20 protein-coding genes and 1 pseudogene are annotated in these 19,441 nt (G+C 63.2%); 8 read left to right on the top strand and 13 right to left on the bottom strand.

The annotated features are described in order from the left end of the window. Nucleotides 1-107 precede the first annotated feature (107 nt). The gene (locus AC6CR5_RS10860) at nucleotides 108-536 is read right to left on the bottom strand and encodes a VOC family protein (protein WP_047991309.1); all 429 of its coding nucleotides are present in this window, start codon (nucleotides 534-536) and stop codon (nucleotides 108-110) included. Between the two features lie 370 nt (nucleotides 537-906). Between AC6CR5_RS10860 and AC6CR5_RS10855 the strand changes: the two genes are divergently transcribed. Further along, on the top strand, nucleotides 907-1,152 hold the full coding sequence (locus tag AC6CR5_RS10855; protein WP_047991308.1) for a hypothetical protein: 246 nt from the start codon (nucleotides 907-909) through the stop codon (nucleotides 1,150-1,152). Nucleotides 1,153-1,311: 159 nt separating this feature from the next. Here the strand turns inward: AC6CR5_RS10855 and AC6CR5_RS10850 are convergent, their stop codons facing one another. Next, nucleotides 1,312-1,533 (bottom strand): CrpP-related protein, encoded by a 222-nt coding sequence (locus AC6CR5_RS10850; protein WP_396027363.1) that lies wholly within the window; start codon nucleotides 1,531-1,533, stop codon nucleotides 1,312-1,314. Between the two features lie 386 nt (nucleotides 1,534-1,919). Here AC6CR5_RS10850 and AC6CR5_RS10845 point away from each other — a divergent pair, with 386 nt between their 5' ends. Further along, nucleotides 1,920-2,501, top strand: coding sequence for an SMI1/KNR4 family protein (locus AC6CR5_RS10845; protein WP_251200834.1), 582 nt, complete (start codon nucleotides 1,920-1,922; stop codon nucleotides 2,499-2,501). A gap of 19 nt (nucleotides 2,502-2,520) precedes the next feature. On the opposite strand, the pseudogene AC6CR5_RS10840 reads toward AC6CR5_RS10845, so the two are convergent. The 4 genes and pseudogenes from AC6CR5_RS10840 to AC6CR5_RS10825 form a co-directional block, all read right to left on the bottom strand. Then, nucleotides 2,521-2,871: pseudogene (locus AC6CR5_RS10840) on the bottom strand (molybdopterin dinucleotide binding domain-containing protein); the annotation flags it as partial. A gap of 52 nt (nucleotides 2,872-2,923) precedes the next feature. After that, entirely contained in the window at nucleotides 2,924-3,556 is a 633-nt protein-coding gene (locus tag AC6CR5_RS10835) for an ATPase (RefSeq protein ID WP_020928640.1), read from the bottom strand. Next, nucleotides 3,556-3,918, bottom strand: coding sequence for a hypothetical protein (locus AC6CR5_RS10830; protein WP_047991306.1), 363 nt, complete (start codon nucleotides 3,916-3,918; stop codon nucleotides 3,556-3,558). Before AC6CR5_RS10830 ends, AC6CR5_RS10835 begins: the two co-directional genes overlap by 1 nt. 551 nt (nucleotides 3,919-4,469) lie before the next feature. Further along, nucleotides 4,470-5,294 carry an IclR family transcriptional regulator gene (locus tag AC6CR5_RS10825; RefSeq protein ID WP_251200833.1) on the bottom strand — a complete coding sequence of 275 codons (825 nt, stop codon included), beginning with the start codon at nucleotides 5,292-5,294 and terminating at the stop codon, nucleotides 4,470-4,472. 126 nt (nucleotides 5,295-5,420) lie between these two features. Between AC6CR5_RS10825 and AC6CR5_RS10820 the strand changes: the two genes are divergently transcribed. The 3 genes from AC6CR5_RS10820 (at nucleotide 5,421) to AC6CR5_RS10810 (ending at nucleotide 9,425) form a co-directional block, all read left to right on the top strand. After that, nucleotides 5,421-6,227 (top strand): enoyl-CoA hydratase/isomerase family protein, encoded by an 807-nt coding sequence (locus tag AC6CR5_RS10820; RefSeq protein WP_020928637.1) that lies wholly within the window; start codon nucleotides 5,421-5,423, stop codon nucleotides 6,225-6,227. Then, nucleotides 6,224-8,329: an acetate--CoA ligase family protein gene (locus AC6CR5_RS10815; protein WP_026382813.1), complete on the top strand. Its 2,106-nt coding sequence runs from the start codon at nucleotides 6,224-6,226 to the stop codon at nucleotides 8,327-8,329. The genes AC6CR5_RS10820 and AC6CR5_RS10815 overlap by 4 nt, the downstream gene beginning before the upstream one ends. A gap of 103 nt (nucleotides 8,330-8,432) precedes the next feature. Beyond that, complete coding sequence (locus AC6CR5_RS10810; RefSeq protein WP_020928635.1) at nucleotides 8,433-9,425, top strand: Bug family tripartite tricarboxylate transporter substrate binding protein; 993 nt, start codon at nucleotides 8,433-8,435, stop codon at nucleotides 9,423-9,425. A 71-nt stretch (nucleotides 9,426-9,496) separates the two neighbouring features. Here AC6CR5_RS10810 and AC6CR5_RS10805 read toward each other — a convergent pair whose 3' ends face one another. Genes AC6CR5_RS10805 through AC6CR5_RS10775 form a run of 7 tightly spaced genes read right to left on the bottom strand, consistent with a single transcriptional unit; the run spans nucleotide 9,497 to nucleotide 15,730 of the window. Then, entirely contained in the window at nucleotides 9,497-10,465 is a 969-nt protein-coding gene (locus AC6CR5_RS10805; protein WP_020928634.1) for a Bug family tripartite tricarboxylate transporter substrate binding protein, read from the bottom strand. A gap of 28 nt (nucleotides 10,466-10,493) precedes the next feature. Beyond that, nucleotides 10,494-11,432: an SMP-30/gluconolactonase/LRE family protein gene (locus AC6CR5_RS10800; protein ID WP_026382812.1), complete on the bottom strand. Its 939-nt coding sequence runs from the start codon at nucleotides 11,430-11,432 to the stop codon at nucleotides 10,494-10,496. A 29-nt stretch (nucleotides 11,433-11,461) separates the two neighbouring features. Beyond that, nucleotides 11,462-12,271 carry an amidohydrolase family protein gene (locus AC6CR5_RS10795; RefSeq protein ID WP_047991302.1) on the bottom strand — a complete coding sequence of 270 codons (810 nt, stop codon included), beginning with the start codon at nucleotides 12,269-12,271 and terminating at the stop codon, nucleotides 11,462-11,464. 13 nt (nucleotides 12,272-12,284) lie between these two features. Then, the gene (locus AC6CR5_RS10790) at nucleotides 12,285-13,289 is read right to left on the bottom strand and encodes a Bug family tripartite tricarboxylate transporter substrate binding protein (protein ID WP_047991301.1); all 1,005 of its coding nucleotides are present in this window, start codon (nucleotides 13,287-13,289) and stop codon (nucleotides 12,285-12,287) included. 51 nt (nucleotides 13,290-13,340) lie between these two features. Continuing rightward, nucleotides 13,341-14,141, bottom strand: coding sequence for an SDR family NAD(P)-dependent oxidoreductase (locus AC6CR5_RS10785; protein ID WP_026382809.1), 801 nt, complete (start codon nucleotides 14,139-14,141; stop codon nucleotides 13,341-13,343). A 34-nt stretch (nucleotides 14,142-14,175) separates the two neighbouring features. Then, on the bottom strand, nucleotides 14,176-14,745 hold the full coding sequence (locus tag AC6CR5_RS10780) for a carboxymuconolactone decarboxylase family protein (RefSeq protein WP_020928629.1): 570 nt from the start codon (nucleotides 14,743-14,745) through the stop codon (nucleotides 14,176-14,178). Nucleotides 14,746-14,758: 13 nt separating this feature from the next. After that, nucleotides 14,759-15,730 carry a tripartite tricarboxylate transporter substrate binding protein gene (locus tag AC6CR5_RS10775; RefSeq protein ID WP_020928628.1) on the bottom strand — a complete coding sequence of 324 codons (972 nt, stop codon included), beginning with the start codon at nucleotides 15,728-15,730 and terminating at the stop codon, nucleotides 14,759-14,761. 154 nt (nucleotides 15,731-15,884) lie between these two features. On the opposite strand from AC6CR5_RS10775, the gene AC6CR5_RS10770 reads away from it, so the two are divergent. The 3 genes from AC6CR5_RS10770 (at nucleotide 15,885) to AC6CR5_RS10760 (ending at nucleotide 19,432) form a co-directional block, all read left to right on the top strand. Then, nucleotides 15,885-16,763 carry a LysR substrate-binding domain-containing protein gene (locus tag AC6CR5_RS10770; protein WP_026382806.1) on the top strand — a complete coding sequence of 293 codons (879 nt, stop codon included), beginning with the start codon at nucleotides 15,885-15,887 and terminating at the stop codon, nucleotides 16,761-16,763. A gap of 156 nt (nucleotides 16,764-16,919) precedes the next feature. Continuing rightward, nucleotides 16,920-18,254, top strand: a complete 1,335-nt coding sequence (locus AC6CR5_RS10765; RefSeq protein WP_327762229.1) for an MmgE/PrpD family protein — start codon at nucleotides 16,920-16,922, stop codon at nucleotides 18,252-18,254. Between the two features lie 170 nt (nucleotides 18,255-18,424). Beyond that, entirely contained in the window at nucleotides 18,425-19,432 is a 1,008-nt protein-coding gene (locus tag AC6CR5_RS10760) for a Bug family tripartite tricarboxylate transporter substrate binding protein (RefSeq protein ID WP_020928625.1), read from the top strand. The last annotated feature ends 9 nt before the right edge of the window (nucleotides 19,433-19,441 follow it).

The following is a 19,441-nucleotide window of genomic DNA, read 5'->3' as shown; positions in this document are numbered from 1 at the left end:
AATGTCCGCCGTTGTCTTCCTTGGCGGGCTCGCGTTCATTGGGCGCCAGCATGGATCGTGCCCGCAAGAGAGGGGGGCGGCGCCCTGTCGGCGCGGGCGGCGCCTGGCTAGGGGGTATGCACGAAACACAGCTTGTTGCCTTCCGGGTCGAGGCAATAAGCCGCATAGAAATCAGGCGCGTACCGGGGACGCAGACCTGGTTGGCCCACGTCCTTGCCAGACGCGGCAAGCGCTTCTTCCCAGGCGGCATCCACCGCGCTTCGGCTGGGCGCCAGGAAGCTCACCTGCGAGCCGTTTGCCGTCGTTGCCGGCTCGCCGTTGAGGGGCAGATTGATGACGAACTGGGGCCAGCGTGCGCCGGGCCTGCGCCAGATGACACCGGCCGGCCCGATCTGGCGCAGGTCGGTGAGGCGCACCAAGTCTAGCTCGTGCAGCACCCGATCATAGAAGGCGGTCATGCCGTGGAGGTCATGAACACCAATCTGGATGTGAGCGTACATGGGAAAGCCCCCGGAAATCTTCACCGGCCTGTTCATGCCGGCCGGGGTCCGTGGCGTAGGGCGCGGAGCATTGCAGTCCGTTCGTGATGTTCGTAGCGGTCGGCCGTGATGTCTCGCCAGCCCGGGTCACACCTCTTCTGCGCTGGGCCCTATGGGAATTCAGGCTTTACCGTCGGGGTGGAGACGGTTATTAGTGTTGTCCCGATCGGGGGGCGACGCAATAGTGCTGCTGCACTGGCCAGGTGCGCCGCGGTCCTTGGGATGTTTGCCGGCGTAACTTTGCTGAATGGTCCGCCCGGGTGCAACGGTTGGCAAGGCTTGTGACGCCGGTAGGCTGTTCTTACTCTTGCTTTCCGATCGCTGCCGTGCGGCATGAGATCCTGACCGCTTCCGATAGAGGCCGCGTATGGACAGTGAAGAATTGTTGGCCATGATGATCTCGACACCCGCACCCGCGCCGAACCTCGACGACTGGGATCGCGTGCTGGTGATCTATGCCGGCCATTTGGAGCGACTCGCCCCGAAGCTTGACGAGAAGGATCTTGGCGCGCTGGTCGCCAGCGGCGCGATGTTCTACCGGACGCTGCGGCAGGCCGAGGCTGCGCGGCTGCAAGCCCTTGAGCGGTGGACCGGGCCGCGCCGCCGAGGTTAGGAGGCGAGTTGGCCAGCTGCGGCCCACCCGCGACACACGGCGAAGAAGGCGCGTGACCGGGTGGATGTCCCGCGGAGGTTTCCACCCCCTCCGAGGGCATCGGAAAATTACATCGGGTTCCGATGTCGTGCAATACGGCATTTGTCGAAGCTGGCGCTGCTAATGGCTGCTGTCTTTTTCCGGAGCCTTGTCGGCAGCCTTGGCCTCATCGCGTATGAGGGGAAGGCGTGCATTGACGCACTCGTGCCAACCGTGCTCCCACGCTTCAACTTTCTCGCGCCAGTGAGTCAGATTTTCGCCTGTGCGAGTGGGCAACTTGTCGGCCCGCATAAAAGGGCACGACTCTAGCGACTGTCCGCGCGCTGCCGCCCGATATCCCATATGTCGAGCCGCGTCTTTCATCGCGAATCCTCCTCTGCCTGTTTGACGCGTCAGAGGTGTCGAGTATGGCGGATGGTGCGGAATGTCGCCATGGTTTTCATCGTTGGACACAACTGTCAGCGTGGCGCATACGCGAATTGAATCAACGGCCGCCCCGCATGCTGTATTGCCATGCGATGCGGGGATGCCGAGGCGGCGCATTCCGCAATGAGTTTTCCCAGATACTGATCGCCGCGGGCAGCCGGCCATCGGAGAGATGCCACTGCCCGCCGATGTCACGCCAAACCTGGGGCCATGCGGCCACCTTCGCGGCTATAGTGTTGTGCCATTCCGGCCTCCCGTCCTGGCGGCGGGCCGGGACTTGTCTTTTGATTCAGGAAACTTGCATGACCATGACCGCCGAACAGTTCCACAAACGCATATGGGAGATCCTGGACCCCGTGGACTCCGCGTATTTCGAGGTGGTGGCCGCGCCCGCGCCCGATGCGGCCGCGATCGCGAGCCTGGAGGCCGCTGTCGGGTTCCCGCTGCCGGTGGCGTTCGCGGCCTTCTGCCAGCGCACCAACGGCCTGTGCGTGATGGCGCGCGAGGAAGTCTGGCCGCGCCCCAAGGAGTTCGAAGTCGGCCCGGCCTGGACCTTCTGGCGCGGTGTGGTGCTGTTGGGCGTCGATGCGCCGGAGTTGCCCGAATGGGCCAGCATTTCGGCGCAACAACGTCAGCTTGCCGAGGCCGGTCTGCCCGGCATCCTGCCGGTGCTGAAGATCGTGGGCGACGGCAGCCGGATCTGGGGCGTGGACCAGGCGGGGGCCGTCGTGGCGATCGACGACGGGGCTGATCCGGAGCCGGTGGGCGGCGATCTCATCGATCTTTATGCCGAGCAGATCGCCGACCTGATGCAGCGCCAGCAGGACATGGCGCTGCGACTGGCCGAACGCGCCAAGCACAAGCACGGCAAGCTGCCGGGATAGTGGGAAGCGGAGCGCGGTGTCAGCGCGCGGACGCTGCCGTTTGGGGCGGATCGAAGGCCCGGACCGGCGGCAATGGTCCGTCATGGCGCTCAACCTGCACCGCCGTCAACTGGCCGCTGCAACCCTGCGCCAGCGACGAGGTGCCGACGTCACATGTCAGGATGTTGGGATTGCCGTGGCCGGACATCGTCACTTCGCCCTGCGCGTCCCGCACAGGGTCGTACCAGGCGCCGGTGGGCAGTTGCGCCACGCCTGGCATGATGCGGTCGCTGAGCGTGGCGCTGGCCAGGCAGGCGCCGCGATCGTTGAACAGCCGCACGATGTCGCCTTCGCCGATGCCGCGGGCCGCCGCGTCGCCGGGATGCAGCGTGCTCCGAGGTGCCGCCCCGGCGCAGCCTCTTTTATACCGAGCGCAGGCTGCACTACTCGCTGGCCGACAACGAGGCCTCAACGAGCGGCTTCGCCCAATCAGGCGTGTCCCGCATCTGCGCAAGCGAAGTGGGATAGTGCACCTGGCCCTCGTCCACGTAGAGGACCAGAGCCGGCTCAGGCACGGCCTCGCCAGGCTCTACGTCCACGCTGTTGTCGTAGACCCGCAAGCTGACCAGGCGCGGCATCAATTTCAGCAGATTGCGGCAGGACGTCTTGCAGCGTTCGCGGATGCGTTCTTCGGGGATGTCGTGGCCGCCGCGCGCCACCCGGGCCCGCACTCGCGCAATATGGTGCTCGGCGTCGCGCAGGCCGCAGTACCAGACCAGCACATCGTGTGTCGACGCCGCGGCGATGAGCTTTTCCACGATGGTCTGGCCGCCCAGGGTGGTTTCGAAGGCGAACGACCCGCCCGCCGCCACTGCCGCGTCCAGCCGCCGCACCCCTTCCGCCCAGGCCTCGGCATTGGCCTGGTCCTGGGACCGGCCCAAGCGCTGTACAAGCTCACGAGCGAAGGTGTCAGGGTTGAACCAGGCCATGCCGGCCTGAGTCAGGATATGGCCGCCCACCGAGCTTTTGCCGGCGCCATTCACTCCCGCCAGCACGTACAGAATCGGGCGTTCCATCAAAATGTGGATCCGGCCTTAACCCGGCCAGCCAACGGGCCAGGGTTGCGCATAACGCTTCGCAGGCGCTCGGCCGCGTCGGGGGCGGACAGCGCGGCAAGTCGTTGATCAAAGCTGCGGCGCAGGTCTTCGACCGGGTCCGGCACGGCGGCCTGGGCAGCGCTCAGCGCGTCCATGATCCGTGTGTACTCGGCCACCGTCATGATCACGGCCTCCGGCTCATCGTGGTTCGTGACGACGAGCCTTCCTTCGGCGGCGGCAAGACTGCGCACGACACCCCGCCAGCCGTCCTTCTTGACTGCCGAGGCGGGCTTCGTCGGCAGGCGGGTGATAGGTTCAGCGAGCAATGCGGAAGCAGCCATGATCGTTCTCCCTACAGCGGGGTTGGTTGAGCCTTAATAGGCTTTTTACCCATTTTACCCTTTTTTCCTTAATTGGCCTTATGGAACTGCACGGGGAGGCTGGCAGGGGAGACACCGTAATTTCTTGGGAGCCCGCCTCCCGCCGACATACAGGTGGTGCGGCGAGTCTGTCAAAAGTGCTGCCGTTAATCTGTTGTGCCGTCGTTTGTTCCAATCAGACCGCCACGGATGTGCAGACTCTATGGACCCGTACGAAAATATTGTCATAGGAAACTTTCTTTAGAGTTTGGGCTTGATCGTTGGGCAACAGACCGGCGGAGAGATGCGCCCCATGTGCGTAAATCTGCTGCAGCAATCCCCCATGGACCCACCTCTAGGGGATGTGCTGATCGAGAACGCGGGCGTTACCCGCTTGATCGCGTTCAAGCGTGAGCAAAATGATTCGATGAAGGAGGAGACAAAGCGCTTGATGCTCGAACGCATATTGGGAGGAAACGCGCGGCTGCAGTCTGTCTCGCGCGAGATCCTTCAGACGCTTGCATGTGGACACGCTAAGGGAAAGTATCGGGTTCAGAAAGCGCCAGCACATGAGCAATACGATCCTTCAGCGCCAACAGCTCTCCCACATATAGTCGCGCCACCGGCGCGCATGGTTCGTCAGTCGTCAGACTCAGATTCAGCGCCATCGTCCGACCGCTCGACAGTCTCAGAGGCGTCGACATCGCAACTACGCCAGGCTGCCAGGACGCGACGCAGTAGCCATCGGCGTGAACTTGGGCGATCGCGGCGTCGATTTCGGCGCCGACCGGCTTCCAAGTTGTGCTGCGGTAGCTCCGCTTGATGCCGCGTATCAGCGCATCGCGAGCGGCGGCGTCCAGTGTGGCCAGATAGGCGCGTCCCAGCGATGTCAGTTCAATAGGCACTCGCTGGCCTGCCACGATCGTGCGTAGGGCCGGTTTGCGGTTGTACCTGATGGATTCCAGGTAAATCATCTCGGCGCGATCCGGCGCGGCCAGGCCGACATTGACCTTGAGCTTGTTGGAGAGCTCCTGCATCAGCGGGGTGGCCGCCTTCAGAGCGGGCGAGGCGGCGCGCATGGCGTGCCCCAGGCTCAGCACTGGCACGGCAAGCCGGTAGGCGCGTGCTGCCCGGTCGTGTTCCAGAAAGCCGCTCGTCACCAGGGTTTGCGTCAGTCGGCTGACCGTCGCCGCCGACAGTCCGGTGCGTTCCGCCAGTTCGCCATTGCCCAATAAATCGGTGCCAGGTCGAAACGCGCGCAGTATTTCCAAGCCGCGTTCGAGGGATCGATTCTGGCTGATGCCATCGAAACGATCACGAGTTCGAGTAGAGGGCTCGGGCTTAGCAGACGCAGCCATGCAATTCCATCCTGTGGAAATAAGGAAGTGTTTTCAGCAACTGTACCGCTTACTGTGTCATCAGAGCTAGCCAGGAAAAATTCCGCAACGGGAACCGCTGGCGTTTCGATATCACGGAGCTTAGAGATGGCGGACTACGAATTCATCAAACTTCAAACGGATCAGGGCGTGGCAACACTGACGTTGAACCGGCCGGAGAAGCGCAACGCGATCAGTGACCCGATGCGTGCTGAGCTGATCCATGCACTGGAATCCGTTTCCCAGGATCGCGCCATCAAGGCGCTGGTGTTGACTGGCGCGGGGAAGGGGTTCTGCGCAGGCGGGGATATCTCGGGCATGCAGCGCCGCATGGATGCGCCCGCGGGCGAGGTGGCTTTCAATGGTTGGTCCCGCCAGCAGCGGGTGCACCATGCGGTCAGTCTGCTGTTCCGCATGCCCAAGCCGACGATTGCGGCGGTGAATGGCGCGGCCGCCGGCCTGGGTGCGGATACCGCATTGAGCTGCGATTTCATTGTTGCGTCCGAAAACGCGACTTTTACCTGGAGCTACATCGCCCGGGGGCTGATTCCGGACGGGGGCGGCATGTACTTCCTGCCTCGCCGGGTGGGTCTTGCGCGCGCCAAGGACTTGATCTATTCCGGCCGCAAGGTCGCGGCTGATGAAGCGCTCACGCTGGGCATTGCCGACCGCCTGGCCCCTGCCGGCGATGAACTGAGGACAGCGCAGGCGTGGGCGGCGGAATTGTCGCAAGGATCCGCTACTGCGCTGGCCCTGAGCAAGTCGATTCTGGATCAGAGCTCCGAACTGACGGCGGATCAGGTGTTCGCGATGGGCAGTCAGGCTCAGGGAATTTGCTACACGAGCACTGAGCATCGCGATTCCGTGACCGCGTTTCTGGCCAAGATGGCCCAGGCCAAGGGAGACGCAAAGTGAGCGGCCTTGAGAAGTTGCTACAACCCCAAAGCGTGGCCGTCGTCGGGGCATCTGCCGATCCGATCAAGACATCGGGCCGGCCGGTGGGTTACTTGCGCAAGCATGGATTTCCGGGACGGATCTACCCTGTGAATCCCAAGGCTTCCGAAATAGATGGCCTGCGTTGCTATCCCGACGTGCATTCCTTGCCGGAGGCGCCCGACGTGGCGATCGTGCTGCTCGGAGCCGAGCGTACGCAACAGGCCATCCGCGATCTGGCTGCTATTGGTACGGGCGCGGCAATCGTGCTTGCCAGCGGCTATTCCGAGACGGGCGAGGAGGGCGCTCGCCGTCAGCGCGAATTACGTGAAGCGGCAGGCAGTATGCGGATCCTGGGGCCGAACACGATCGGGCTGGTCAATCTGACTGATCGTATCACTTTGTCCGCTAGCGGGGCGCTGGCGATGGACCAGCTCCACAGCGGCGCAATTGGCCTGGTGTCGCAAAGTGGCGGCATCCTGGGCGCGTTGCTGTCGCGCGCCGCGGCCCGGGGCATCGGCTTCTCCAAGCTGATCTCCACGAGCAACGAAGTCGATTTGGACCTGGCCGACTTTGTAGACGCGCTGGCCGACGATCCGGCGACCCGTGTGATCGCGCTGTACGTGGAGACCATTCGCAACCCCAGGACATTCCGCGCGGCCGCGCGTAAGGCCGCACTCGTTGGCAAGCCCATCGTGGCCTTCAAGATCGGGCGGTCGGAGTCCGGGGCGCAAGCCGCAGCGTCGCACACGGGTGCGTTGGCGGGCGCAGACGGCATGTATGACGCGTTGTTCGAAGAGGTCGGCATCATTCGCGCGCAAACCTTTTCGGATCTGCTGGATATTCCGGCGGCCTTGGCTAACGAACGCAAGCTCGGCGGCCGCCGGGTGGCGATCCTGACGTCGACAGGCGGGGCGGGCACGCTAGTCGCGGACTGCCTGGGCGTCGCGGGCTTCGCGCTGCCGGCCCCGGATGCGCGCACCGGCGAGGCGCTGCGAGCGCTGCAAAAGGGGGACCACGCGGCCTTGGACCGGAACCCGATCGACGTCACGCTGGCGGGCTTGCAGCCGGACCTGCTGCGCAGCGCAATCCGCATCGTGCTCGAAAGCGATGATTACGATGCACTCGTCGTGATCGTGGGCTCGTCCGCGGTGGCGCAGCCGGAACTGATGGCGGATGCGCTCAGGGACTCGCTCGCGCTTAGCGTCAAGCCACTGCTGGCCTATATCAGCCCGCATGCCCCAGACGCGGCGGAGATGCTCAGTCGCTACGGTATTCCCGCGTTCCACGCGCCGGAGAGCGTCAGCGCGGCCTTGTCGGCGATGTGGCAAGTGCAGGCGCGCGCGGTGCACTCGGAGTCGGACCATACGCGAACCGCAGCGCAGGAGCCAGTTACTTGCGAAGAGCACGGTTCGCTCGATGAAGCCCAGGCCAAGGCGTTGTTCGCCCGCTTTGGTGTTCAAGGCGTCAGGGAGTTCGTGGTGAGCACCGAAGCGCAGGCCGTTGACGCCGCCCGGAAGCTGGGACCGCGCGTGGTACTGAAGCTCTTGTCCGGCGAAATCACGCACAAAAGCGATGTCGGCGGCGTTGCCGTCAATGTTTCCCCGCAAGACATCGGCCAACGGATGCGGCAGATGGCGGCCGATGTGCAGCGGCATACGGGTAGGGAGCCCAAGGCGTATCTGGTCCAGGAAATGGTGTCCGGCGCGGCGGAGGTGATCGTGGGGTTGCACAAGGACCCGTTGGGCACCGCCATTTTGCTGGGCATGGGCGGCGTGGTTGCCGAACTGGTCCGCGACACGACTTTGCTGCTGCTGCCGGCGGATGGCTCGGCGTTGAGAGCGGATCAGGTCGAAGCGGCCCTGCGGCGCCTGAAGACGTGGCCTTTGCTGGATGGATATCGCGGACGGGAGCCTGCAGACGTCCCGGCGCTTGTCGAGGCGGTGCTGGCGTTCTCGCGTATGGCCGAGGCTTTGCAGGATCAATTACTGGAAGCCGAGATCAATCCGCTGTTTGTCCGGCCTTTGGGGCTGGGTGTGTGCGCGGCCGACGGCATCGCCGTCTTGCGGGATACGTCTGCCTAGTTCCAACAGGTGGAATTCGTGAGGTGGCAAACAAGTTTGCCACTTCTACACTTTTCTCATGCGCTGCACTCAGACAGGCGCAGGAAATATCAGGAGACAAATCATGAAATCTAGCCGGGTCGCGACGCGACGTATCAAGGCGTTCGGCGCCATTTTGTTGGCGACGGGCATGTTGTCGGCGCCGCAGGCATGGGCTGCCTTTCCGGATCGGCCATTGCGGATCGTAGTGCCGTTTACGCCTGGCGGTGGTACCGATATTGTTGCTCGTCAGTTGGCCAAAGGGTTGACTGATGAATTGGGTCAGTCAGTGGTGGTTGAGAATCGTCCGGGTGGCAGCACGATCATCGGCACCGAGAACGTCGCAAAGAGTCCGGCGGACGGTTACACCCTGTTGATGTCGACCTTTGCGCACGCGGTCAACCCTGCCATACACAAGAAGCTGCCCTATGACACGGATAAGGCGTTTGCACCAGTGGCGATGATTGGAAAGTCTCCCAATGTGCTGGTGGTGTCACCCAAGTCCCGGTTCAAGAGTGTGCAGGATATTCTCACGTATGCACGGGCCAATCCGGGCAAGTTGACGTTCGGCTCGTACGGCAACGGCACGTCTGCGCATTTGGCGGGGGAGCTGTTCAAGAGTCTGGGAAAGATCGACATCCTGCACGTACCCTACAAGGGCGCGGGGCCCGGGATCAATGACCTCATGGGCGGGCAGATCGACATGATTTTCTCTACGTCGGCCAGCGTCAGCGGCCACGTAAAGAGTGGGCAATTGCGGGCATTGGCGGTGACGACCAAGGAGCGCTCGCCGGCCTATCCGGGCGTTCCCACGGTGGCTGAATCTGGCGAGCCGGGGTATTTCGTCGATAGCTGGTACGGTGTGTTCGTGCCGGAAGGCACCCCCAAGGAGGTTATCGACCAGTTAAACAAGGCAATCAAGAAGGCGTCGAACGAGCCTGACTTCCAAAAGGCATTGGAACTGGAAGGCCTAGTCGCCGCTGTGGGAACGCCCGCAGGGCTCGGTGAATACGTGAAGCAGGAAGAGAGCCGCTGGACCAAGATCATCAAGGATGCTGGAATCACTGACAACCCTTGAACGCCGGCGGATAACAGGAATGCAAAGCACGCCCCGAGTGGGGCGCGCCGCATGTGGGCTTTGGGATCGCCCTATTCGGCTTTGACGTTGCCCGCCTTGATGACCGCCGCCCATTTTGCGGTGTCTTTTTGCACCAGATCGCGGAATGCTTCGGGCGACGAGGGGCTGGGTTCCACACCCAGGCTGGCCAGATTGGCGATCAGTGCGTTGGCCTTCAGGCTGTTGCGTACGGCTTCGTTCAGTTTGGCCACGACCTCCGGCGACGCGCCCTTCGGTGCGAACACGCCATACCAGTTGCTCGCCTCTACGTTCGGAATGCCCTGCTCCGCCAGCGTGGGCACGTTGGGCAAGGACTTCAAGCGTGCGGGCGCCGCGACGCCCAGCGCTACAAGCTGTCCGTCATTGATGAACGGCATCAAGCCCGAGACATCGCCAAAAAATGCCTCTACGTGACCGCCGATGGTGTCGGCGATGGCCGGCGCGGCGCCCTTGTAGGCCACATGCAGGAAGTCGACCTTCGTCTGGTTCTTGAATAGCTCAATGGTCATGTGAGGCATGCTGCCTACGCCCGACGAGGCAAGAGTAGCGGGTTCACTGCGTTTGGCCGCGGCGGAGACATAGTCCGAGGCGGTCTTGATCGGATTCTTGGGAGAGACCACCAGCACTTCGGGCGTGTGCACCACTAGCGCAATCGGCGTGAGGTCTGCGGTCGGCTTGTAAGACAGGCTGGTATACAGAGACGGGTTGATCGCGATGGCGCCCGCCGAACTCAGGAACAGCACGCTGCCGTCTGCGGGGCTGCGCATCACATAGTTTGCGGCGATGGCGCCGTTGGCGCCCGGCTTGTTTTCAACGATGACGGTCGTGTTGAGCTCGGTTTCAAGCTCCTTGGCCAGAATGCGCGCCAAGGAATCGGCGGGACCGCCCGGGGGAAAAGCGACGACCAGACGCGTAGGCTGCGCGGCGATGCTGACGCTGGCAAACGTGAATGCGGTCGCCAAGGCGCCGCCCAGAATGGTGCTGAGGATTCTATTTTTCATGGTGTGGGGACTCCTGGAAGCCGGCAATTCAACCGCCGGGCGCTCCTTGGGTGTTGACGTATAAGGAGTAAATGGATGTGCATGACGCCATGAACAGGCGATTGCGGTGCGTGCCGCCGAAACACAGGTTTGCGCAGCGTTCGGGAAGGGCGATATGTCCGATGGCTTCGCCGTCGGGCGAGAAGATGCGCACGCCGTCGAGTTCTTCGGTGCCCATTCCCCAACCGCACCAGAGATTGCCGTCGACATCGACGCGAAAGCCGTCGGGCGTTCCGGAACCGGCGTTCAACAGCACATCCGGCCGCGACAGCGTGACGCCGTCGTCCTGAACCTGAAACACCAGGATGTTGCGCGGGCGTGCGCGCGATTCGATGACGTACAGCAGCTTTTCATCGGGCGAGAACGCCAGTCCATTGGGACCATTCACGCCTTCGGCAGCAACGGTGAGTTCTCCCGATACACCGTCGATCCGGTAGATGTTTGCGGGCAGTTCCTGGCGGGCAGGTTCGCCTTGATAGTGACCGACGATGCCGAAGGGCGGGTCGGTGAACCAGATGGAGCCATCCGACTTGACCACGACATCGTTCGGTGAATTGAGCGGCCGGCCCGCGTGACTGTCTGCCAGCACGGTGATGCGTCCATCGTGCTCGGTGCGGGTCACGCGGCGGCTGCGGTGTTCGCAGGTGATCAGCCGGCCTTGGCGGTCGCGCGTGTTGCCGTTGGCGTGGTTGGATGGCGTGCGGTAGACGTGGACCGAATTGCTGATCTCATCCCAGCGCAGGATGCGGTCGTTGGGCACATCGCTCCACAGCAGATAGCGGCCATCTCCAGACCATACGGGGCCTTCGGCCCAGCGGCAGCCCGTTGCCAAGCGTTCCACGGCGGCGGACAGCAGGTGGTACTTCTCAAATTGGGGCGCCAGCGTTCGAATGGCGGGGTCGGGGTAGCGCTGAGAGGGTTCCCACATAGGGCCTCCACAAGAAGGGATGGATGAACTTAGCCGTAGAGCCGGCGGGGGTTGCCGTGCAGCACGGCATCCAGCACGGCAGGGTCTTCGCCGCAGGCGCGCCGCAGCAGGGCAAGCAGGTCGGGCAAGCGCGGCTGGGGGTAGCGGATATTGACGTGCGGCCAATCACTGCCCCAGATGGCGCGGGTGGGAGCGCCCTGGATCAGCGCCGACATCAGCGGCAGCGCGGCCTGGAAACCGTTCGCGCCATCCGTCACGCGGTCAGCCCCCGAGACCTTGATCCAGAGGTTGGGGTGATGCAGCAGTGCCAGCAGCGGCTGCCATTCCTGCGGGCGTGCGACGGGCGCGCGGGCCATGTGGTCGATGATGAGCGGTACGTCATACCGAAGCAGGGCGGGCACGGTGGCAAGCACATCGGCCATCTCTGCATGCACCAGCGCGTGCCAGCCATAGGGCTTGATGCGCGCCAGCAGCTCGCCCATACGCGAGACATCCGGCTTGCCGGCCAGATGTTTCATCATCCCCAGGCGTATGCCGCGCACGCCGTGCTGGTGCATGTGGGCGAGGTTTTCCTCGGACGTGTTTTCCGTGATGACGGCAATGCCGCGATACGCGCCGTGGCTGGCGGACAGTGCTGCCAGCAACGCGCGGTGGTCATCGCCATAAGGCGTGGCCTGGACGATGACACCGCGAGTGATGCCGGATTCGGCATGCAAGGCTTGTAGAGCATGGAACGGGGCTTCGTCGGGCACATAGGTGGGGCGCTCGGCAAGCGGGTATTCGTTCCAGGGGCCAAAGATGTGTGTATGGCAATCCCAGGGTTCGCGGGCCAGGGGCATGGGTGGGCTCGATTCAGTTTGAGGTGGCGCCGGTTTCTTTGATGATGGCGCTCCAGCGCCGGTATTCAGACGTGATCAAGTCGCCATACCGCGCGGGCGTGCCGGGCGTGGCTTCGGCGCCCTGCGCGTCCAGGCTGGCCTTGAGCGAGGGGTCGTTGACGGCATCGTTGACAGCCTGGTTCAGGCGCGCAGTCACATCGGTGGGCATGCCGGCTGGACCAACAATGCCTTGCCAGGTGCCGGAATCGAAGCCGGGGGCGACAGTCTCGGCCAGGGTGGGAACCTCCGGCAGTGCCGACACGCGTTTTGCCGTCGTGACGGCCAGCGCCTTCAACTTGCCTTCCTTCACGTAGGGCAGGAACGCGTTCAGGCTGCCGGACATCATGAATTCAATGCGGCCGGAAAGCAGGTCAGGAAGCGCCGCGGCATTGCCCTTGTAGGGCACATGCGCGAAGTCGGTTGCGGTCTGGCGGGCGAAAAGAATGCTGGTCAAATGATCGATGGTGCCGTTGCCGGAGGAACCCATGTTCAGCTTGCCAGGCTTTTCCTTGAGTAGCTTGACGAATTCCACAGCCGTATTGGCGGAGACTTCGGGGTTGACGATCAACACCAAGGGTACGTTCGCTACCGAGGCGACGGGGGTGAAGATCTTCCCCGGGTCGAGCTTGTCGTTGGCGAACAATGCCGGCGATATCGCAATGGACGAACTGTTGTAGAGCAACGTGTAGCCATCGGCGGGCGCGTTCGCGACCATTTCGGCGGCGATGTTGCCGCCCGCGCCGGGCTTGTTTTCTACCACGACCTGCTGGCCCAGGCCATCGCCCAGGCGCTTGGCGACCAGCCGCGCCAGCACGTCCGTCGGCCCACCCGGCGAGAACGCGACGATCAGCCGGATCGGCTTTTCGGGATAGGCGCCAGCCAGCGCGGGTGCGCCGCCACATGCCAACAGCGCCGCACCTGCTAGAGTGTGCAAGATGCGCCTGCGCTGGAACGAGAAGAACTGCGTCGAATCATGCATGATGTCTCCTGGGAGGCGCTTGGTGCGCCTCTCTCTATTCAATGGGCGATGTCAGTCGCAGCGCACGCTCATGCCGCCGTCGACGATGATCTCGGTTCCGGTAACGAACCGGGCTTCGTCGGAGGCAAGGAACAGCGCCGCATTTGCGGTGTCTGTGCCATCTCCCATGAAGCCCAGGGGAATGCGGGCCTGGCGCTCAGCCAGCAGGGCATCCACGTTGCCGCCTGCGCGCTGTCCGGCCAGCCGCGCTTCGACCATGGGGGTGTGCATCTGTCCCGGAACCACCGTATTCACGCGGATATTGTGCTTGGCGTATTCCACGGCGACGACGCGAGACAGCTGGATGATGCCGGCTTTGGCTGATGCGTAACCAACCTGCGCCGCTCCGGTCCAGCGGATGCCGGATGTGGACGCGGTGTTCACGATGGCCCCGCCGCCTTGGCCTTGCATGATGGGGATAACGTGTTTGCAGGCCAGGAATACGCTCTTCAGATTGAAGTCCATCTGCGCATCCCAGTCGGCTTCGGACAAGTCCACCGGCCCGCCGCGGCGCGACCCGCCGACGTTGTTGACCAGGATGTCGACGCGCCCATAGCGTTCGACGCAAGCCTGCACCATGGCGTGGACGTCGGCGCTGACCGTCGCGTCACCCGTCCAGGCGGTGATGTCGCCGCCCGCATCCTTGGCTCGCAGCAGCGTTTCCGCCATGGCGTCCGCGCTTTTGTCCACCGCGAAAACCTTGGCGCCTTCCTGCGCGAAGCGCACCGCCACGGCGCGTCCATTTCCCCAACCGGGGCCGACGCAGCCCGCGCCGGTGACGATCGCAACTTTTCCTTCCAGCCTCTTGCTCATGGTCCTCGCTCTATCTGTTGATGACATGCCGTGTTTAAGGAGTGACGCTGTCTGCGGCTTTCAGCTCGTGTGGCTCGCCCTCGGGCGGGTCTATCTGAAAAACGTTCAGCGTCATCGAAATCAGGGTGTAGTAACCGGCCAGCGCCACCAGGTCGATGACGCCGTGCTGGCCAAACATGGCTTCGGCGCGTGCGTAGACGTCGTCAGACACGCGGCGTTTCTCGTGCAGCTGCGTCAGGAACTCGTGGATCAAAGCTTCATCGGCTTCTGCAAACGGGATGGGCTTGCCATCACGCAACGCGTCGATCACCGCCTCTGACACGCCCGCCTTCAGCGCGATTGCCTTATGCGCCCACCATTCGAATTCCGAGCCCCACCAGCGTGCGAGCACGAGAATTCCGAGTTCGGACAATCGGGGAGAGAGGGAGCTGTTGTAGCGGCAGAACTGGCCCAGCGCCTGCGCGGGTTCGGCCATGGATGGCCGGTGCAGCCATACCGCCAGCGGGCCGCGCACGCGGCCGCGCGGGCCGGAGGCGATGAGGTCGTAAATTCGCTTCTGTTCAGCGGACATGTCCTGAACCTGCGGGGGGCTGACGCGTGCCATGCTTGCTCCTGAATTATTCGGGCTTGATGCCCAGGTCCTGAACCACCTTGCCCCATTGGGAAATCTCGTTGCGGATCGTGGCGGTGAATTCGGCGGGCGTGCCGCCTGCCGGTTCGGCGCCATCGGCCAACAACTTCTCGCGGGCTTCCGGGGCCAGCAATGCGCGATTGACGGCGGCGTTGAGCTTCTCAACGATGGGGGCGGGCAGGTCCTTGGGGCCGATCAAGCCGTACCAGAGCGTGGCGTCGTAGCCAGGCAGACCGGATTCGGCGATTGTCGGCACATTGGGTAATGCGGCGATGCGGGTTGCGGTGGTGACGGCCAGCGCCTTCATCTTGCCGGAGGCAACATGTGGCAGCGCGCTGGCGGTAGCCGCGAAATAGAGTTGCACCTGGCCGGCCATCAGATCATTCTGTGCGTTGCCGCCGCCCTTGTAAGGGATGTGCGTCATCTCGACACCCGCCTTGCGGTTGAACATTTCATTGGCCAGATGGATGACGCTGCCTTGGCCCGAAGACGCATAGTTGATGGCGCCTGGATGCTTCTTGGCGTAGTCGATCAGTTCGGGCACGGTATTGGGGGCGAAGCCGGGGCTGGCTACTACCAGCAAGGGGCCGCGCGATACCTGCACGATGGGCGTAATGTCCGCGACCGGGTCGAACGTCATCCGGTACAGGCTGGGGTTTACCGTGTAGCTCGAGGAAATCAGGGTCAGTGTGTAGCCGTCCGCGGGCGCGTTGCGGCCCGTCTCCACGCCGATCATGCCACCGGCGCCAGGCCGATTCTCTACTACCACCGTCTGCTTCAGATCGGTCGTCAAGGCCTGGCCCAGGTATCGCGCCAACAGGTCGGCGCCACCGCCGGGGACGAACGTCACGATCAGGCGGATGGGGCGTTCGGGATAGTCGGCTTTCGCCCCCCCGCTAACCGCGGCCAGCACGCAAGTGCCAATTGCTGCAAACCATCGAGAATAGGGGCTGCGCATGAAAGTCTCCGATATGAATCTTGTTCTAGTGGGCGATTCTGCTTATTCTGTGTAATAGCCGTCCAATATGTTTTTCGGATGTCAGTAATTCTTCTTCGGAATTACTGAATTTGGCGGTCTCCTCCAAACTTTTCTATTTCTGACGCCCCGCGCTATGGATGTGAAGTCGATGCGCATGTTTCTTGCGCTTGCTGAAGAGCTCCACTACGGGCGCGCCGCCGCGCGCCTGTTCATTTCCCAGCCGCCGTTGACCAAGGCGATCCAGCAGTTGGAAGAGCGGCTGGGCGTCACGCTTTTTGACCGCAACAAACGCAGCGTCAAGCTGACGGTGGCCGGCACGGCGCTGGTCCAGGAAGCCCGCAGATTGTTGGCGCAGACCGAGCTTTCCATCCGCACGGTGCAGCGTGCCGAACGTGGCGATGCCGGGCGCCTGCGCATTGGCTTTGTGGCGGCGGTCTTGTTCATGGACATCAGGGAAGTGGTGCTGGGTTTGGAACGCGATCTTCCGGGTCTGGAAAGCGTGTGGGAAGAAATGGGGTCGTGGGAGCAGCTTCAGGCGCTGGAGCAGGACCGCATCGACATCGGTTTTGCCCAGGTTTCTCAGGGCGTGGGCGACATGAGGTCGATACCCGTGGGACGCGTCGGGCTGGTGATCGCGCTTGACGAAGGGCACCGGTTGGCGCGAAGCAGGCGCGTCAAGCTGCAAGAGTTGGCCGAAGATGCCTTCGTCGCCATTCCCCGGCACAGCGGGCCAAGCTTTCATGACCTGACAATCGCCGCTTGCATGGAGGCTGGGTTCAGCCCCAGGATCATGCATTACGCCAAGCACCTCGTGTCCGTGGTGAGCCTGGTGGCGATGGGGCGAGGCGTGTCGCTTGTGCCACGGTCATTCGCCCGCGCAGGCGTCCCGGGCGTGGTGTTCAAGGACATCGATGGCCTCGTGGTCGAAGCGGAATACTCGGCGGTATGGAATCCAGCCAATACCTTGCCGCTCCTGCCCCACGTTTTGAGTCTGTTGGGCGGCAAGCGCTAGCGCCTGTCTCCCGCGCCTTTCGCATCGTCTGGTACCTAATTTCATTAGATGGAATTTCCTCGTTGCGGCGGCCTCGCTGGCGGCCCTAGACTCGGCAGGGCTGGCCAGATGGCCAGACACCTTTGAGAAAATCGAATGTCACTTGGAAGCTGCCGCATGCATGCCATAGAAGTTCTGAGCGCATTTGCCGACAAGATTCAACAGGAGCCTCTGCCCACAGAGGTCAGCCGGCACGCCAAGCGCGCCCTGATCGATTGGTATGCCGCAGCCTACCCCGGTGCGTCTGATCCTGCCGTGGGAATATTGCGTTCGTTGCTGCTAGACGAACCCGCCTGCGACGTGGCCGATTTGGTGGCGGGGGGGCAGGCGACGGCGCGCTCGGCGGCCCTCGTCAATGGGGCGGCCGCGCATGCCGCGGAACTGGACGACAGCTATCGGGACGCGATGTATCACCCCGGGGCCGCAACCATCGCTGCGGCGCTCGCGGCCTGCCAGGAACAGGGTCTGAGCGGGGAGCGGCTTTTGAAGGCCATCGTGACAGGTTATGAAGTGTCCACCCGTATCGGCGTGGTGCTGGGCCGCGCGCATTATCAGTACTGGCATAGCACCGGGACGGTGGGCGCGTTCGGCGCGGCCGCTGCAGCCGGTTCCGCCTACGGTCTGACCCAAGCGCAGTTTGCCCATGCCCTTGGCACCGCCGCCACCTTTTCGGCGGGTTTGCAGCAAGCCTTTCGCACCGACTCCATGTCAAAACCCCTGCATGCTGCGCGGGCGGCAGAAGCCGGCGTGCTCGCCTCGAAGGCCGCATGGCGGGGGCTGACGGGGGCTTGGGACATGCTGGACGGAAAAGGGGGGCTGGGCCAAGCCATGAGCGATGGCCCCTCCTGGGATGGCGTGGGCGAAACCTTGGGCAAGGACTTTCACATTACTCGGCTGACGTTCAAGAATCATGTGGGTTGCGGCCATACATTCGCGGCCATCGATGCCGCGCTCGCACTGCGCGCGGGCGAGGATTTCAACATCCGGGACGCCAGCCGAATCCATGTCCACACCTATCGTCCCGCGTTGGACATCGCTTGCCATGGCAAGCCCGCGAGCTCCAACGAGGCACGCTTCAGCCTGCGCTACGTCGTGGCGCACGCCTTGCTTCACGGCAGCGTCCGCTTGAACGCCTATGACGATGAACGTGTCCACGACCCTGTGCTCGGCGCGCTGATCGACCGTATCGACGTGCATGCGGATCCCGATATCGACGCCGCGTTCCCGGCGAATCGTTCCGCTCGGATCGAGATTGAATTCATGTCCGGGGAGCGGCGGACTCACGTCCAGGCGAATCGAAAGGGCGACCCGGAGGATCCGCTCAGCGACGCCGAGCTTGAGTCAAAGTTCATCGAGCTCGCGACCCCATGCCTGGGCGCCGCTGCGGCCAAGGAAAAGCTGGCGGATCTTTGGCGCATCGATCAGCGCGCTGACCTGCGCAACATGGCGTAGTCAGACATATAACTGTTGGTCGAAATCGATATTGGACTGTGTTGAAGCCGCAAAGATAGAGTGCTTGCAAGGACGCGACAGACCGTCCGCGCCATTCGCAGTCGGCACCCGCAACCGTGAGAGCGCGGTGTGCGCTGCGGATGAACTCTACATCCCTGGCTGGAGACAACATGAAGTCCAATCAACGTCGCGCGCTCCTGCGCGCAAGCCTGCCCTTGGCGGCACTGATCGCCTCTGGCGCGGCAGCCCTCCCCGCCACCGCATGGGCCGATACGACGTACCCGAAACAGAAGGCGATCACCCTGGTGGTGCCGTATACCCCAGGCGGATCCATCGATACGATGGCGCGCCTGGTGGCTGAACAATTGCAGGCCAGGCTGGGCCAGAGCATCATCGTCGAGAACCGCGCTGGCGCTTCGGGATTGATCGGCGCTGAATACGTTGCGCGCGCTGCACCCGATGGCTACACCTTGCTGTTCAACGCGTCGAGCCAGGTGGAAATGCCCTTGGTGATGGGACGCGCCACCTATGACGCAGAGAAGGACTTCACCGCCATCGCGCAGGTCGGATACGTGCCCTTGCTGGTGGTGACGCATCCCGGCATACCCGCCAAGGACTTGCGTGAATTCACGTCGCTGGTCAAAGGCGGGAAGAACAAATACACCTGGGCGACGTCCGGCTATGGCACGTCGGGCCATCTGGCTGAAGAACTCATCAAGCATGGACTGAAGCTGGACATGGACATCATCTCCTACAAGGGCGCGGCGCCGCAGCTCACGGATGTGATGGGCGGCCACGTGTCAGCCGCCGTGTCGCCCATGCCCGGCGTCTATCCCCACGTCAAATCCGGCAAGTTGCGGCCGCTGGCGGTAACCAGCGCTGAGCGTCTGCCGCAAATGCCAGATGTACCCACCGTCGCAGAGAGCGGTCTGCCGGGTTTCGAACTGCTGTCGTGGTACGGCGTGTGGGGGCCGGCAGGGATGCCCGAGCCGGTCGTGCAGCGCTTGGCGCAGGAAGTCGAGACGGTGAAAACCAATACCGCCTTGCAAGCCAGATTCCAGGAACTGTCGTTTGTCACCGTCCCGTCGACGCCGGCGGCCTTCGCAGAGGTGATTCGCAAAGATATCGAGAAGGTGAAAGGCATTGTCTCGGATGCGAACATTCGCGTGGCGTTTTAAGGAGAAGCA

The sequence above is a fragment of the Achromobacter sp. EG18 genome (assembly GCF_059759395.1).
The sequence above is the reverse complement of the archived record's forward strand: the minus strand, read 5'-3'. Positions and strand labels throughout refer to the sequence as shown.